Annotated in this window: 12 protein-coding genes and 2 pseudogenes; all 14 read right to left on the bottom strand. The window is 41.4% G+C overall.

All coding sequences use genetic code 11. The features are described from left to right. Positions 1–11: 11 nt before the first annotated feature. Positions 12–3191 carry a carbamoyl-phosphate synthase large subunit gene (gene carB, locus ADF62_RS09415; protein WP_003095464.1) on the bottom strand — a complete coding sequence of 1060 codons (3180 nt, stop codon included), beginning with the start codon at positions 3189–3191 and terminating at the stop codon, positions 12–14. 230 nt (positions 3192–3421) lie between these two features. Continuing rightward, entirely contained in the window at positions 3422–4510 is a 1089-nt protein-coding gene (locus ADF62_RS09410) for a carbamoyl phosphate synthase small subunit (RefSeq protein ID WP_003095621.1), read from the bottom strand. A 163-nt stretch (positions 4511–4673) separates the two neighbouring features. Beyond that, complete coding sequence (locus tag ADF62_RS09405; protein WP_003095459.1) at positions 4674–5600, bottom strand: aspartate carbamoyltransferase catalytic subunit; 927 nt, start codon at positions 5598–5600, stop codon at positions 4674–4676. Between the two features lie 24 nt (positions 5601–5624). Next, a complete protein-coding gene (locus tag ADF62_RS09400) occupies positions 5625–6902 on the bottom strand; it encodes a uracil-xanthine permease family protein (RefSeq protein ID WP_003095351.1) in 1278 nt (425 codons plus the stop codon). A gap of 418 nt (positions 6903–7320) precedes the next feature. After that, entirely contained in the window at positions 7321–7842 is a 522-nt protein-coding gene (gene pyrR / locus ADF62_RS09395) for a bifunctional pyr operon transcriptional regulator/uracil phosphoribosyltransferase PyrR (protein ID WP_003095423.1), read from the bottom strand. A gap of 217 nt (positions 7843–8059) precedes the next feature. Next, complete coding sequence (locus ADF62_RS09390; RefSeq protein ID WP_048788665.1) at positions 8060–8950, bottom strand: RluA family pseudouridine synthase; 891 nt, start codon at positions 8948–8950, stop codon at positions 8060–8062. Then, a complete protein-coding gene (gene lspA / locus ADF62_RS09385) occupies positions 8934–9395 on the bottom strand; it encodes a signal peptidase II (protein WP_048788664.1) in 462 nt (153 codons plus the stop codon). Before lspA ends, ADF62_RS09390 begins: the two co-directional genes overlap by 17 nt. Positions 9396–9403: 8 nt before the next feature. Then, positions 9404–10309, bottom strand: coding sequence for a LysR family transcriptional regulator (locus tag ADF62_RS09380; RefSeq protein WP_048788663.1), 906 nt, complete (start codon positions 10307–10309; stop codon positions 9404–9406). Positions 10310–10423: 114 nt separating this feature from the next. After that, positions 10424–11629 carry a CD20-like domain-containing protein gene (locus ADF62_RS09375; RefSeq protein ID WP_048788662.1) on the bottom strand — a complete coding sequence of 402 codons (1206 nt, stop codon included), beginning with the start codon at positions 11627–11629 and terminating at the stop codon, positions 10424–10426. Between the two features lie 743 nt (positions 11630–12372). Then, positions 12373–13575, bottom strand: a complete 1203-nt coding sequence (locus ADF62_RS09370; RefSeq protein ID WP_048788661.1) for an IS110 family transposase — start codon at positions 13573–13575, stop codon at positions 12373–12375. 243 nt (positions 13576–13818) lie between these two features. Further along, positions 13819–14313, bottom strand: a pseudogene (locus ADF62_RS09365) (nitroreductase family protein); the annotation flags it as partial. A gap of 92 nt (positions 14314–14405) precedes the next feature. Continuing rightward, positions 14406–15092: a DUF1275 family protein gene (locus ADF62_RS09360; RefSeq protein WP_048788660.1), complete on the bottom strand. Its 687-nt coding sequence runs from the start codon at positions 15090–15092 to the stop codon at positions 14406–14408. A 97-nt stretch (positions 15093–15189) separates the two neighbouring features. Continuing rightward, positions 15190–16032 carry an aldo/keto reductase gene (locus ADF62_RS09355; protein ID WP_048788659.1) on the bottom strand — a complete coding sequence of 281 codons (843 nt, stop codon included), beginning with the start codon at positions 16030–16032 and terminating at the stop codon, positions 15190–15192. A gap of 132 nt (positions 16033–16164) precedes the next feature. Beyond that, a pseudogene (locus ADF62_RS10590) lies at positions 16165–16303 on the bottom strand (UDP-glucose 4-epimerase); the annotation flags it as partial.

Raw genomic sequence — 16303 nt, 5'->3', positions numbered from 1 at the left:
CAATATCATATTTAGATAGCTTCTGTTGTAAAGCTACGGCTTTCAAGCACACGCACCATAGCATCTGCTGTATCAAGCGCTGTGAAGAGTGGAATTCCAGCTTCAATAGCTGAGCTACGGATAGCTGCTCCATCTTCGTCATAAGTACGTTTGTTACCAACCGTATTGATAATAGCTTGCGCTTTACCAGTACGAACAAGGGCTGGAATGTCATTGTCGTCATTTTCGCCCAATTTGTTAACAAGGGTTGCGTGAACTCCGTGTTCATTCAAGAACTTGGCTGTTCCTTCAGTGGCGTAGATACCATAACCGATAGCATCGAAGCGACGGGCCAAGTCAAGGGCTTCCTCTTTAGTATCATCATGAATAGTGAAGATAACGTTACCAAAGGTTGGCAAGTGGAGGTAAGAAGCTTCAAAGGCTTTATAGAGGGCTTTTTCAAGAGTCGCATCTGTCCCCATAACTTCACCAGTTGATTTCATTTCAGGTCCAAGGAGGCTATCTACCTTAGCCAATTTTGTGAATGAGAAGACTGGTGCTTTGACATGGACATGGCTGCTTTCTGGGTATAGACCATCTTTGTAACCTTGCTCAGCCAATGATTTACCAAGAATCAAGTTTGTAGCAACTTGAGCCATTGGGATATCAGTCACCTTAGACAAGAATGGTACCGTACGACTGGCACGTGGGTTAACCTCGATAACATAGACCGTTTCGTCCTTGATAACAAACTGGATGTTCATCATACCGATACAGTTAAGACCGATAGCCAAGCGTTTAGTGTAATCAGCGATAGTCTCTTGAATTTTCTTAGAAAGAGTTTGTGGGGGGTAAACCGCCATTGAGTCCCCTGAGTGAACCCCTGCACGTTCGATGTGTTCCATAATGCCTGGAATCAAGACATCCTTACCATCAGAGATAGCATCCACTTCACACTCACGTCCAATGATATAGCTATCAACAAGGACTGGGTGGTCTGGACTTGCCTTAACGGCTGTACGCATGTAAGAACGAAGGTCATCTTCATTTTCAACGATTTCCATGGCACGTCCACCCAAAACGTATGATGGACGAACAAGAACTGGGAAGCCAATCTTACGAGCTGCTTCAACCGCTTCTTCTTCATTTGTCGCTGTTTGTCCTGGTGGTTGTGGGATATCGAGGTCTTTAAGGGCTTGTTCAAAAAGGTCACGGTCTTCGGCACGGTCAAGGTCAGCAACCTGTGTACCCAAGATTTTCACACCAGCTTTAGACAATGGCTCTGCCAAGTTGATGGCTGTTTGACCACCAAACTGAACCACGACACCCTTAGGTTGTTCCAATTCGATAACGTTCATCACGTCTTCGAAGGTCAATGGTTCGAAGTAAAGTTTATCTGAAACTGAGAAGTCTGTTGAAACCGTCTCAGGGTTAGAGTTCATGATGATAGCTTCGTAACCTGCAGCCTGGATGGCTTTTACAGAGTGAACTGTCGCATAGTCGAACTCAACCCCTTGTCCGATACGGATAGGACCTGAACCAAGAACGATGACAGATTCTTTATCAGATTTGATTGATTCATTTTCCCACTCGTAAGTTGAGTAGAAATATGGTGTTGATGACTCGAACTCAGCCGCACAGGTATCAACCATCTTGTAAACAGGAACAATGTTATTTTCCAAACGTGTTGCACGTACTTGGTCGGCTGTTTGATTCCAAAGATCAGCAATCTTACGATCAGAGAAACCGTTACGCTTAGCTTCTTTCAGAACATCAACATCGCCTACGTGAGTAGCCAATTCTTGTTCCAATTCGAAGATATGGAGCAATTTGTCGAGGAAGAAGATATCAATCTTAGTCAACTCTGACAATTCTTCAATAGTGTAACCACGACGGATGGCTTCAGAAAGGTAGAAGAGACGGTCGTCTTGAGCTTTGACAATCTTTTCAACCAAAGCATCGTCTGTGACGTCCGCAAGTTCAGACATCTCATTGTGGTAAACACCGATTTCAAGTGAACGGCAGGCTTTAAGAAGTGACTCTTCGATGTTACGACCGATAGCCATAACTTCACCAGTTGCTTTCATCTGAGTACCAAGACGACGTTCACCGTGTTCAAATTTATCAAATGGGAAACGTGGAATCTTAGCAACCACATAGTCAAGAGCTGGTTCAAACATGGCATAGGTTGTACCAGTGACTGGGTTAATCATTTCATCAAGTGTCAGACCAACAGCAATCTTAGCTGCCAATTTGGCAATCGGATAACCAGTTGCTTTTGAGGCAAGGGCTGATGAACGTGATACACGAGGGTTTACTTCAATAACATAGTACTTGAAGCTATTAGGGTCAAGCGCCAACTGTACGTTACATCCACCCTCAATTTTAAGGGCACGAATAATCTTCAAGCTGGCATCACGAAGCATTTGGTTTTCAATATCTGACAAGGTTTGCGTTGGAGCAAATACGATTGAGTCCCCTGTGTGAATCCCAACTGGGTCAAAGTTTTCCATGTTACATACCACAAGAGCATTGTCTGCGGCATCACGCATAACTTCGTATTCGATTTCCTTGAAACCAGCGATTGAACGTTCAATCAAACATTGTGTTACTGGTGACAATTTCAATCCATTTTCAGCGATTTCGCGAAGTTCTTCTTCGTTGGCACACATACCACCACCAGTACCACCAAGGGTAAAGGCAGGACGCACGATAACTGGGTAACCAATTTCTGTCGCAAAGGCAACTGCTTCTTCAACCGTATTTACAATTTCTGATTCTGGAATTGGTTGTTTCAAATCTTCCATCAATTGTTTGAAGAGGTCACGGTCTTCGGCTTGGTCAATGGCAGACAATTTTGTTCCCAAAAGCTCTACTCCAAGCTCTTCAAGAATACCAGCTTTTGACAATTCCATTGCCATGTTCAAACCAGTTTGTCCACCAAGTGTTGGCAAGAGGGCATCTGGACGCTCTTTACGAAGAATACGTGTGACAAATTCAAGCGTAATTGGTTCAATATAAACCTTATCTGCGATTTCTTTATCAGTCATGATTGTCGCAGGGTTAGAGTTAACAAGGACAACACTGTAACCTTCTTCTTTCAAAGCCAAGCAAGCTTGCGTACCAGCGTAGTCGAACTCAGCAGCCTGACCAATAATGATAGGACCAGACCCGATAACCATGATTTTTTTAATATCAGAACGTTTAGGCATAATTTATGATACAAAGCCCGTTAAGGACCCAGTGAAAATAGGGAACGTGACGACGACGCCTAAGCGTCTAGTCACCGTTTATCTTTTTTACACAGTCCTTAGGGCGTGTTCACTTCCGTGAACCTGTATCTTCTCCTTTCTATTTGACAACTCTCTGGTTGTCATTAAATAAGGTAGTAGACTGGGGCAAACAGGAGTTACACCCCACTATAGTCACTAGACAGTTGCAATTAATGACGTGCTTTTTCAGCTTGGAAAGCATCAATCAATTCTAAGAACTCATCGAAGAGATAACTAGCATCGTGTGGACCAGGTGCTGCATCTGGGTGGAATTGCACTGAGAATGCAGGGAAGTCACGGTGACGAACACCTTCAACTGATTTATCGTTAATTTCTTCGTGCGTTACCATGAGGCACTCTGGAAGAGTGTCACGGTCAATGGCATAACCATGGTTTTGGCTGGTGAAATCAACACGACCAGTCGCAATTTCACGAACCGCATGGTTAAATCCACGGTGACCAAACTTCATCTTGTAGGCCTTGGCACCATTCGCCAAACTAAACAACTGGTGACCCATACAAATACCAAAAATTGGAATTTTGCCTTGAATGCCACGAATCATATCAAGTGAATACGGTACATCTTCAGGGTTACCTGGACCGTTCGACAACATCACACCATCTGGATTAAGATGGAGAATTTCTTCAGCAGTGATATCATGTGGCACAACAGTCACGTTACAGTCACGTTTTGAAAACTCACGCAAGATAGAGTGCTTGAGACCAAAGTCAACCAAAACGATATTTTTACCAACACCAGGTGCTGGGTAGGCTGTCTTAGTCGATACCTGCTCAATATTGTTCGTTGGCAAAACAGTGGCACGCAATTGATCTTGCAAGTGCCCAATGCTGTCTCCAGGATTAGCCAAAGTCGCCTTCATGGTACCATGTTGACGGATAATCTTAGTCAAAGCACGTGTATCAATACCAGAAACACCCGGGATGTTTTTAGCTTTCAAAAACTCATCCAAGGTCATTTGGTTACGCCAATTGCTAGCACGACGGCTAGCCTCTGACACAACGACACCCTTGGTCGTTGGCTTAATTGACTCATAGTCGTCACGGTTAACGCCGTAGTTACCAACAAGTGGATAAGTAAAAGTCAAAATTTGACCATTGTAAGACTGGTCTGTGATAGATTCTTGATAACCTGTCATACCAGTATTAAAGACGATTTCACCCGTCACATCCACATCAGCACCGAAGGCCTGACCTTCAAAAATAGTGCCGTCTTCCAAAATAAGTAAACGTTTTGCCATTATACTAAATTGTTCCTTTCACTAAGATACAAAGGGCGTTAAACATTTGAATGAAAATCAAATCTAACAAAGAAGCTCTAGCCTCTAGGAAGATTTGTCTCTTTTCAAAGATTTAGCCCATGTTCTTTTTCGTCTGATTCTCTCAGGAATCGGTTAACGTAGTTTACGCTTTGCCATTTAAAATAGCTTCAATAATTGCCATACGGACAAAGACCCCGTTTTGCATCTGAGCAACGATACGAGCCTTAGGCGCCTCAACCAGGCTATCAGCAATCTCCACATCACGATTAACCGGAGCAGGGTGCATGATAATCGCCTGATCAGATAACTTGGCATAACGTTCTTCAGTCAAACCATAGAGAGCATGGTAGTCTTCTTTTGAAAATCCTTTATCGTCCCCATGACGTTCGTGCTGAACACGAAGCAACATGAGTACATCCAAGCCCTCAATGACGTCGTCAATAGCCACATGCTGACCATAGACATCGAACTCATTCGAATACCACTCTGCAGGACCAGCAAAATAAAGCTGAGCACCCAAACGCTTGAGAATCTGCATATTGGACTTAGCGACACGCGAATGCGTAATATCACCTGCAATACAAATCTTAAGATTTTTAAAGGTTCCGAACTCTTCGTAAATGGTCATCAAGTCAAGCAAACACTGACTTGGGTGTTGCCCTGAACCATCACCGCCATTAACAATAGAGGTCTGAATAGTCCTACTATCAATCAACTGCTTGTAGTAATCGACTTCCGAGTGGCGAACCACACAGATGTCAACGCCCAAGGCAGACATGGTCAAAATGGTATCATAGAGGGTCTCACCCTTATTCACCGAGCTAGTCCCAGCATCGAACTCAATCACATCCAAGCCTAGTTTTTTCTCGGCCACTTCAAAGGACTTGTGTGTTCGTGTTGAATTTTCAAAAAAGAGATTGGCAGCGAAATACTGTCGATCCAGCTGGAAATCAGCTCTGCCGTTTTTAAAATCTCCACCTCGACGAATCAGGCCCAAAACCTCTTCATTCGTGAGGGTTTCCATAGTCACCAAATGTTTTAGTGACACTTTTCCATCTGCAATCGCCATAGTTTTTCCTTTTTTAATGATTGATTAGTCCTTGCTACCTTTGTTAGGATCTGGCAAGATTTGGTAAAGCAATATTCCAAGAATGGTTGAGGTTGCCACACCCGTGATTTGGAGACCACCAAGGTCAATCATCAAACCACCGATACCAGATACCAAGATAACGCTAGCAATCAAGAGATTCTTTTTATTATCAAAATCAATCTTATGTTCAACTAAAATTTTCAAACCGCTAGCAGCGATAACCCCAAAGAGGGCAATTGAAATTCCACCCAAAACAGCTGTTGGTATTGAACTCAAGAGAGCAGACACCTTACCGATAAAACTCATCAAGACCGCAATCACCGCTGCACCCGCAATAACGTAAACTGAGTATACCTTACTAAGGGCCATAACCCCAATATTTTCACCATAAGAAGTTACTGGTGGAGCTCCAAAGAAACCAGCGATAATCTGTGCCAAACCATCACCAGTTAGAGTACGATCAAGACCTGGATCTTTAAAGTAATCACGTCCAGTTAAACTATTCAAAACCATAACATGCCCAAAGTGTTCAGTCATTGTCACAAAGGCAATCGGAGCCATGGTCAAAATCGCACTTGGATAGAGTTTGAAGTCATAATTCACAAACGGAATGTCAAAACTTGGAACTTGGAACCAATGAGCAGCCGCAACTTTTGAAAATTGAACAAACTCATGTCCCGTCAACCAACCAAGAACCACTGAGAAAATGTAACCCACGATTAAACCAAGTAAAATTGGGATAACACCGATGATTTTCTTACCATACATGTTAAAGAGGATGACGGCAAAGAGAGTTACCATAGAAATCACAAGACTAAAGATACTATAGGTATCATTAACCATTGTCGCATCCTTGACAGCATTAGCCGCAAGACTCAAACCGATGACGATGATAATTGGACCAACCACAATTGGCGGTAGGACTCTATCAATCCAAGCATTTCCCGCATACTTAACAACCAAGGCAACAATCAAGTAGACCAAACCTCCAGCCATGGCACCTTGAGCCACCGCTGCGATACCGTCAGTCTTCATAAGCATCTGCATAGCCGCAATATAGGCAAAACTAGACCCCATGTAAGCTGGAATCTTGTACTTAGTCACCGTCAAGTGAGCCAAAGTTCCCAAACCAGATGAGAAAAGAGCAATAGCGGGATCAATCCCTACCAAAATCGGTACAAGAACCGTCGCACCAAACATTGCAAACAAGTGCTGGAATGACAAACCCACCAATAAACCAGCTTTGGGCATATCATTCACATCATATTTTACGTTATTCACGATATCAAAGTACTCCTTAAAATTAAGATACAAAGGGCGTATAAAGAGCAAAGTAAAATTAGGAAATCTGACGCAGAAGCTTTAGCTTCTAGGAAGATTTATCTATTTTACACAGCTCTTAGACCGTGTTCAATTAATAAGATACAAAGGGACGTTTTGGCTAAGCCAAACATTTCTGTAGAAAAATCGAAGTCGACAACGCACTCCAAATTGTGCTAGGAGACTTATCTTTTTTCCTAAGAAATGAGTCCCGTGTTCAGTTAAGTAAGATACAACGCCCGTATAAGGCCTAAAGCAAAGATAGGAAATATGATGACGGAGCGCCAGCTCCTAAGAATATTGATCTTTTTTGCACAAGGCTTAGGGCGTGTTCATTTAACAAGATACAAAGGGCGTTTCACCCTATCCGTCAGTCAACTTAGCTTGGATCGATAATGTTGACACTATCCTTACCATCAACTTCTGTCACCAAAACTTCGATTTCTTCTGACTCACTAGTTGGGATATTTTTACCAACATAGTCCGCACGGATTGGCAATTCACGGTGACCACGATCAACCAAGACAGCCAAACCAACACGCGCCGGACGCCCATGGCTAACGATATTATCAATAGCTGCACGGATAGTACGACCTGTGTAAAGCACATCATCTACAAGGATAACATCCGTACCATCAATTTCGATAGGAATAAGGGATGTGTCCTGTTCAGATTTAACATCATCACGGTAAGCCTTAGTGTCAAGCTCAATCAATGGTACATCAAGGTTTTCCAACTGTTTCAAGCGCTCTTGGATACGCTGGGCAATATAAACACCACGTGTCTTAATACCAGCCAAGACAATCTTGTCGAGATTTTTGTTACGCTCAATAATCTCATAAGTGATACGTGTAATGGCACGTTTCATGGTTACGTCATCGACGATCTCTTTTTTCTTCATAAAAAGAACCTTTCTAAATACAAAAAATCCCCTTGAAACAAGGAGATACACAAAAACATGGCACAGTTCAACCGCGCGCTTCTCATGGCTCCTTGCCTGCCTCTCTGGACAGTGATTAAAGGACTTATTTAATTAGGTAAATTATAGCAAATTTCAGACTCTTTTACAAGAAAAAAACGGACGCCTCTCCCAAGAAAGACTATCCGTTTGATAACTGTTAAGCTTCTCTCAACTTCTCCAAGGTTTTCTTGAAAATAGCAGGTTCTTCCGCTGTAAATTCGACCAATTCTCCAGTCGTAGGATGTGTGAAACCAAGAGTCTTGGCATGTAGAAATTGGCCATGGCCCTTGAGGGTCTTGCGTGGCCCATAAAGAGGATCTCCCGCCACCGGATGACCAATATAAGCCATGTGCACACGAATCTGGTGAGTACGACCTGTTTCTAGTTGCAACTCTACCAACGTATAGTTGCCAAAACGTTCAAGAACGGTGAAGCGTGTTACTGCAGGTTTTCCTTTAGCTGTTACTGCCTGTTTCTTACGGTCTTTGTCCGAACGCCCAATCGGAGCCTCAATCACACCTCTATCGTTAGGCAAATTGCCATGCACGATAGCCACATACTTGCGAAGCGACTTCTTATCCTTAAGCTCAGCTGCCAAAGCATTGTGGGCCTTATCGTTCTTAGCAATCATAAGAAGGCCAGACGTATCCTTATCGATACGGTGAACAATCCCAGGGCGAACCACACCATTGATAGACGAAAGGTCCTTGACATGATACATAAGAGCATTGACCAAGGTGCCAGACGTGTGGCCAGCTGATGGATGGACCACCATACCTTGAGGTTTGTTGACCACTGCCACATCCGCATCCTCGTAGATAATATCCAAAGGAATATCTTCAGCCTTGTATTCCAAGACCTCTTCTTCAGGCAATACATAGGTGATGACATCACCCTCTTTAACCGCATACTTAGCCTTGGCTGACTTACCATTAACTAATACTATTCCAGCCTTAATCGCTTCATTAGCCTGACTGCGTGACAATTCTGTCAAATCGGCCAAAGACTTGTCCAGACGGTTTCCCGCCTCTTTAATGATGACTTCCATTTTCCTCTTTCCATAAGATTAAAATCAAGAGCAGCACGCCCACCGTTAGATAGGAGTCTGCCACGTTAAATATTGCAAAATCGATAAAATCAAGCTGAACCATATCAACCACGTAACCCAAGTGCAGACGGTCGATAAAGTTGCCAATACCACCTGAGATAATCAAAATCAAAGATAGAACCAACCAAAGACTCTTCTGGTAATTCTTAACCAGATAGACCAAAGCAGCACCGATCACTAGAACCGTCAAAATCACAAAGAAATATTTCTGATCCTGTAAAATCGAAAAGGCAGCACCGCGGTTCTGTAGATAGGTCAAGCTGAAAAGTCCAGGAATAGCTTTGATAACTTGGTTAAGGGCAATATTTGCCACAACCCAATGCTTGACCCACTGATCCAAACCAATCAAGGCCAGAATAGCCAAAGGAATCACAACCTTACGCATAAGTCCTCCTATGGTTTGTAAGTATCAAAGTAGTCAAACATAACATTGACAAACTTGAGAGCACAAGACGACAAGTTAATCCCCTTACGACGGACATAAACCATCTTGTTATCCAAATTATCCTCAAGTGGAATAACTGTAATACCGTTTACACTTTGAGCATCTAGGAAACCAGAACCCGTCGCATAAGCATCCGTACGCTCCAAGATACCGTTCAAAGTCGCACGGTCTGTCACGTTAAACATAAGAGACGAATCTGATGTATCCACAAAGTTTTCAGAATAGTACAGGTACTCGTCCTTCTCCTGAGTAAAACGTACGGTAGGTAGGTGCGCCAAATCCTCCATAACTAAACTCTCTTTATGAGCCAGTGGATGGCCCTTGCGAAGATAGATATGAGTCTTAAATGGAATCAAATCAATAGCCTCAAGCCCAAGCTTGTCCATATTTTGTTGGATGCCCTTACTATTTTGACGATTCAAATAGATAATTCCAATCTCACTGTGCCCCTTGGCTACCTCATCCAAAATTTGAATGGTCGTAGACTCAAAGACACGAAAATCCTTGTAATCAGGGTAACGTTCTGAAAAAGTCGTAATCAAAGGTGGCAAAAAGTCATAGTGCTGACTGGCAATCGAAAACTGGTTGCCCTTCTCAGAAGAATTAAGATAGCGATTTTCAAAACTATCAAAACTGCGCACAACCTCAAGCGCACGTTCATAAAAGGTCATGCCCTGACTGGTCAAGACAGTCCCCGTCGTTGTACGAGTGAAAATTTTAAAATTTAACTCCTGCTCCAAATCCTTGATAGCCACTGAAAGACTAGGCTGACTCACAAAGAGCTTGCTGGCCGCCTCGCGGAAAGTTCCACTGTTGGCAATGGCTACGACATAACGTAGTTGTTGTATGTTCATATGTGACACTTCTTTCTTGAAAAATCAATCGATTCTATTATACCAGATTTTATCCTCTTTTGTTGATAGTAAAAAGCCCAGGCAACCCTGAGCTTGAATTACTAAAAAATAGTCTTATTCGTCTGATTTGTCTGTCAAGAAGTACTCGTTTTCACGTTTATCATAGTCAAACGTTAAGTGAACTGTCTTAAGTTTACCACTGTCTGGACTATAATCGTAGAAGCTAAGCGATACTTTTTGTGTGAGGTCTCCCTCATCAGTCTGAGTCAGCTCATGCGTACTAAAGCTGGCCTCAGAGTGGTTTGAGACAACATCTGAAAGACGTGTTCCCTTAAGCAAGTCTGCTTGCGTACCCACCGTTAGCTTATCATAATCCTCTTTTGTCCAGTTGCTTTGATAGTCACTAACTTCCTTAACTTTATCATAGCCAAAATCTGCGGAAGCATGCTCTAGGATGTAAGTACCATCTTTAGACTTAAAGGTCAAATGGACAAAGTTGTCACTACCTGTTCCCTCTTTTGAATAAGTAAGATCTAGTGTCAGTGTCTCACCCTCATTACGCCACTCGGCATCCGTAGCCTTACCGTGAGCATCTAGGACCTCATCCAAAGTCAAAGAGTCAACCTTCAACTCCTTAAACTGGTCCTCTGTCCAGTCAAATTGATAATCTTTATCAATGTATTTATTTGCTCTGTAACGAAGATCAGACTCAAACTGATCGGCATGGTTCATGACATATTTCACCGCTTGATAACCTGCTCCAGCAAGCGAAGTCATGAAGAAGATAATTGACATGACTAGGGCAATAATAGATAGTGCCTTGCGTGTCGATTTCAGACTCAAAACCAAAGTCACAATCGCCAAAATGATAAGGAAGAAAGCAAGGAAGGTAAAGACAAAACCGATAGGAAGTGTCCAAGACAAAATGACAAATAGAATCCCCAAAACTAGAATAATGATTGGCAAAGCAATATTAACAAAAGCATTGTTCTTGGTTACTTTTGGCTTGTAATAAGGGTTTTCCAAAGGTATCTGACTTGTCTTTGGAGTTTCTTTTTCTTGCTCTTTCTCCAGATTCAACTCAGGCATTTGCTTAGGAGCTTCGTCTGATTGCTTATCTGCTACTGAGTCCGCCGACACCTCTTCAGTAGCTTCAGAACTACCCACACGCTGAGCTTCAACCTGTTCAGACACCTGGTCAGTTGGTACCTCAGAAGCGATGACAAAGCCTTCTTTCTTAGCCTCCATAAACTCCTCAGGACTTGGTTTACGACCATTGACGTCCTCAAAGTGACGCACCCATTCTTCTTTAGTTGCCATAGCTGACTCCTTTATCTCTTTTTCTTTATTTTATCATACTTTAATCTGGTCTTATGAAAATAAAGTCGGATAAAGTGATATTTTTTAAAACTGCTTGAGACGCTTAAGTGACAACCTATCTCGTGAAAATTGACGAAAGACGAAAAACTGCACCCAAAAGTTAGATTTTTCTGTCTAACTGTTTGTGGTGCAGGTCAAATAATGGATTATTTATTCCTCAGCAATGCCTTTATATGACTCGTTTGTATTACTACGGAATTCCATATTTACCTCACAATCACCCTCATATAAATATAGATAAGCACCTAAGTTTTTAAGATTTTCTAAAAGAGTATCCATTTTTATTAAATCCTCTAAATCTAAATAATCATATCCTAATAAAACTTTTCCCTTTTGAATCCTATTCTTTTATTTCACCAATTGGTAGACTAATAAAGCTTCTTACCAATTTACAAGCTTCAAAAATATTATTTGACATTTTTACTTTTGAATAGATTACTGACACAACTTCATCCTTTAAAAATCTTGCACATATATACAGTCTGGTGTTAGTAAGACTAGTTTTTTCTACCATTTGTCAAGTATAATACGGTTTCTGATTCAACATTATTTCTGAAAGTGCATAAAAGGAATTTTTTGAGGAATAGTTCAAGCCATTTTTTCTGACATTTGAGCATATAAAAACGACACCTTATCTGGTATTTTTTGAAATAAGGTGTTAGAATTATAAAGCATAGACGACTTTAATGACTTTTGGCTAAAGTATAGTCGTAAAGTTTATTATGCATTATAAGATAGTACATTGTCCTAATGAGGCGATGTATAGAGGCAATCGTATGTGGCTTAGTTGAAGTTGTCTGCGATTGTCTTTTTCGTTTCTCATAGAAATCTGCGATATGGCAAGGATTGGTATGACTAGCTGAAGCGATATTGTGAATACATTTATACATAATTTTTCTTGCATAAGGATTCCCACGCTTAGTGATATGCTCTTGACCTAGGAAATCTCCCGATTCATAGTGTTTGAGATCAATGCCGATAAAAGCGTTGATTTGATTAGCAGACTTAAAGCGACGAATGTCTCCTAATTCGCCAATAATGCTTGTAGCCGTTGTTTCTGCGATACCAGGAATAGAGAGAAGAATCTCATATTCAGGTAGAGGTTCAGCTAACGCTATCAACTGTTGTAAAACTTGTTCCCGACGGTTTGTCAACCTTATAAGTTCCTGTGCATTATACTTAACCTCTTCTATCATAGGAGAGGTTTTTGAAATGGCAGAATAAGATTGCTTTGCCAGTCCAACTAACTTCTCGGCCAAGTTACCTACTCTGTTCTCTGAAATGCGTTTAGAGGTTGAGTTGCGGATAGTCTCTTTCAACTCAACTTCTGATAATTCCAGCACCCAATGCTTTGTTGGGAAGATGGACACGAGATTCCAATATTGATCACCTGTAGGAGTAGATAGTAGATTCTCGATTTCTGGGAAGGCGACTTGAAGAACTTTGTGCAGCCTATTCTTTGTCCTTACGATATCCTCTGTCAGATTTTGGTAGAATCGGCTAAGATCATGCAAGTTTTGATAGACTTCTTCTTGAACGTAAGTTGGTTTACGATTTAAAACAAATTGTGACGAAGCTAGTTTCTCTGCGTCAATCTTATCAGTTTTCCGAACTCGTAAGCTATCAAGTTGCTTCTTAGCTTCCAAAGGATTAAGACGTGTATAGTCATAGCTGTTTTCTTCCAGAAAAGCCTGGAGTCGGCGAGAATAGACACCAGTAGCTTCGAAAATAATTTCGGGGTTGCTCACGGTCTTTAGATCCTTCAGTAGATGAGAAAATCCGATAATGTCATTAGGCATAGTATAGCTATGAACCCTTTCACCATTCACAAGAATAGCGACTTCTGAGCTTGCTTTACTCACATCGATACCAAAAACTGTCCGCATTATGTTTACCTCTTTGTCTTGAATGATTCCTTATTTTAGTGATTTCATTTTCAATACTCGACGTCTAGCGTCCAACATACTTTGATAAAATTCCATCTAAAACAGGTGTCTTGCCAGTTTTATATACGACGTCTAGCGCCAAAAGAAGCCACGACTTAACAAGACACCTCTACTTTAGCACAAAGAAAAAGTAGTGAGTACTCTCTCCCGTCGGAGATTTCTTCACTACTAATCTTAGTATGTTTTATAGCCACCAATGGCATTAGTATCGTAACCATAAGAACGAGCGACCAACATCAACTGCATGGCAGCCAGACTAGCATCAATATGAACAATTTCATTCATCACTTCACGTGGAGCATTGTCATACATTGGTACAATGCTTGATAGTTGCTTCTCCTTGACCTCTTCAGGCATTTTTCCTTGTGCAACGGCCTTACCATAGATTTCTTCAGCTCTTTCTTGGCTCTTCAAATCGGCAAAAATAAGGACCATGGCTGATGACGTTTCATTTTGCACCCCATTGAAGCTAACGAAAGGTGTCAATTTTTCCTTGCCCTCTTCGCTATCAACGACGACAAAGCGCCAAGGTTGCATGTTGACTGATGATGGTGCTGTAACAGTCTTATCTAGGATTTCCAACAGTTCTTCTCGCGGAATCTTAACAGATGGATCAAAGTTACGAATGGAACGACGGTTATAAACGATATCTGAAAAATCATTACTTACTACAGGCATCTTATGTCTCCTTTTTAACATTAGACGAAATTAATATAATCAAAATTATAACACAAGACATTTTTTATCAAAAATAATTGCTACAAAAGTGCTTAAAGATTGGTTTTCTTGAGTCCCAGACGTTTCACTTCTGATGAATAGTAAACCATAATCGTAATCAAGCTAATCGTGATTAGCCAGATTGACTTAATATGAATAAAATGCATCAGAAGAGCTGATACAACTGCACCAACCACAAAACTAACTACGACAAAGCCATAATTGACCGCCTGGCGACGATATTCTTTCTGAACTCCGCTCCCCTCAATAACATAGTAAAGTGCCGTCAGCATCCTTCGATAATTGCCTGAAGTCATAAAAATCACAAAGGGATGATTTTCAATCTGACTGCCGATAAAAGTCTTCATCATGATACCTGCAGAAAAAGCAATAATCGGAAGCTCTAATAGAGCATTCGGCGTCAAGAATGGTAAAATGGCAGTCATTACGCAAAGAGGAAGTAAACCATAAACACGCCAGTAGGCATTCTTACGATGATCTTTAAACCACATGCCAAAAAGAAAACCTAAGGAAAAGAAAAGGATGGAAAAGCATCGCAACATGTTATGGTACATGTTACTACTACGCCAGTCAGCAACTAACAGGAGAATATTCCCTGTCTGAGTGGCAACCAAACTATGGTAATACATATGACAAAAGACATCCAAAGCTCCCCCTGAAAAACTGAGTAAATTTGCCATCATACGTGTGTTCTGAGGCAAAAGATTTCGAGACTCCATTACATAACTCCCATCTATAAATAAAAAAATGACAGTTTCAATAGCAAATCAAAAGAGACAAGCAAAAAACAACCCTCACGAGTTGCTTGCAATTCTATTAAAAATTAACTGTGTCGGGGTCATCCTGAGTTTTAATGCCTTGAATCTTATCCAAGACTGCCATGTCGTCCTCTGACAAATCAAAGTCAAATATATCCAAGTTGGCTTCGATATTTTTTGGTGTCACTGACTTAGGTAGTGGCAAGAAACCTTTTTGAAGGCTCCAACGTAGGGCAACTTGAGCAACTGATTTTCCGTTACGTTCAGCCACTGCTTCAACGTCTTCATTTCCAAAAATGCTACCAGTACCTAGTGGACTGTAGGCTTCAAGAAGAATGTCACGCTCTTGGCAATAGGCAACTAAATCTTCTTGGGCACAACCCGGAGCCAAAAGAATTTGATTGACATGTGGCACAATTTCAGCCGTTTCAAGGAGAGCATCAAGGTGATGTTGCATAAAGTTAGACACACCGATAGCACGCACCTTACCTTCTTTGTAGGCTTCTTCCATTGCCTTCCAAGCACCTGCATTGCCAGCCTTCCAAGCATCATTCTCACGAAGAGCCTTTGGATTTGGCCAGTGGATGAGCAAAAGATCCAAATAATCCACACCTAATCTTTCGAGAGATTCGTCGATAGAGTCCTTAGCCAAATCGTAATCGTGCTTGTCATTCCAAAGTTTTGTAGTTAAGAAAATATCCTCACGCGCCACATCACTATCAGCAATCGCCTTACCTACAGAAACCTCGTTACCGTAGATTTGTGCTGTATCAATATGTGTGTAACCCGCCTTAAGTGCGAAACTAACACTGTTATAAGCTTCTTCCCCTTCTGGAATCTGCCAAGTCCCAAAACCAATTTTAGGAATCGTAACGCCATTTGAAAGTGTATATGTTTCCATCCTGTTCTCCTTTTCAAGTTGTAACAGAATTATCTTAAAGGATATAAGATAAAATTGCAAAGATTAGCTATGGTGTCTAGAAAAAACTCCAAATGGTAGTTTATGACCATATGGAGCTTCTATTCCTTATAATTAATCTCTATCATCATAGCCTTTTGGATGGCTTGAATGCCATGCCCAGGCACTTTCGATAATTTTTTCGATATTGTCAAATTGTGGTTTCCAGCCAAGTACCGTACGAGCCTTTTCAGAAGAGGCAATCAATGTATCT

This window comes from Streptococcus sp. 1004_SSPC, assembly GCF_001069025.1.
In the GTDB taxonomy this organism is placed as follows: domain Bacteria; phylum Bacillota; class Bacilli; order Lactobacillales; family Streptococcaceae; genus Streptococcus; species Streptococcus vestibularis.
This window is presented reverse-complemented; position numbering and strand designations above follow the sequence as displayed.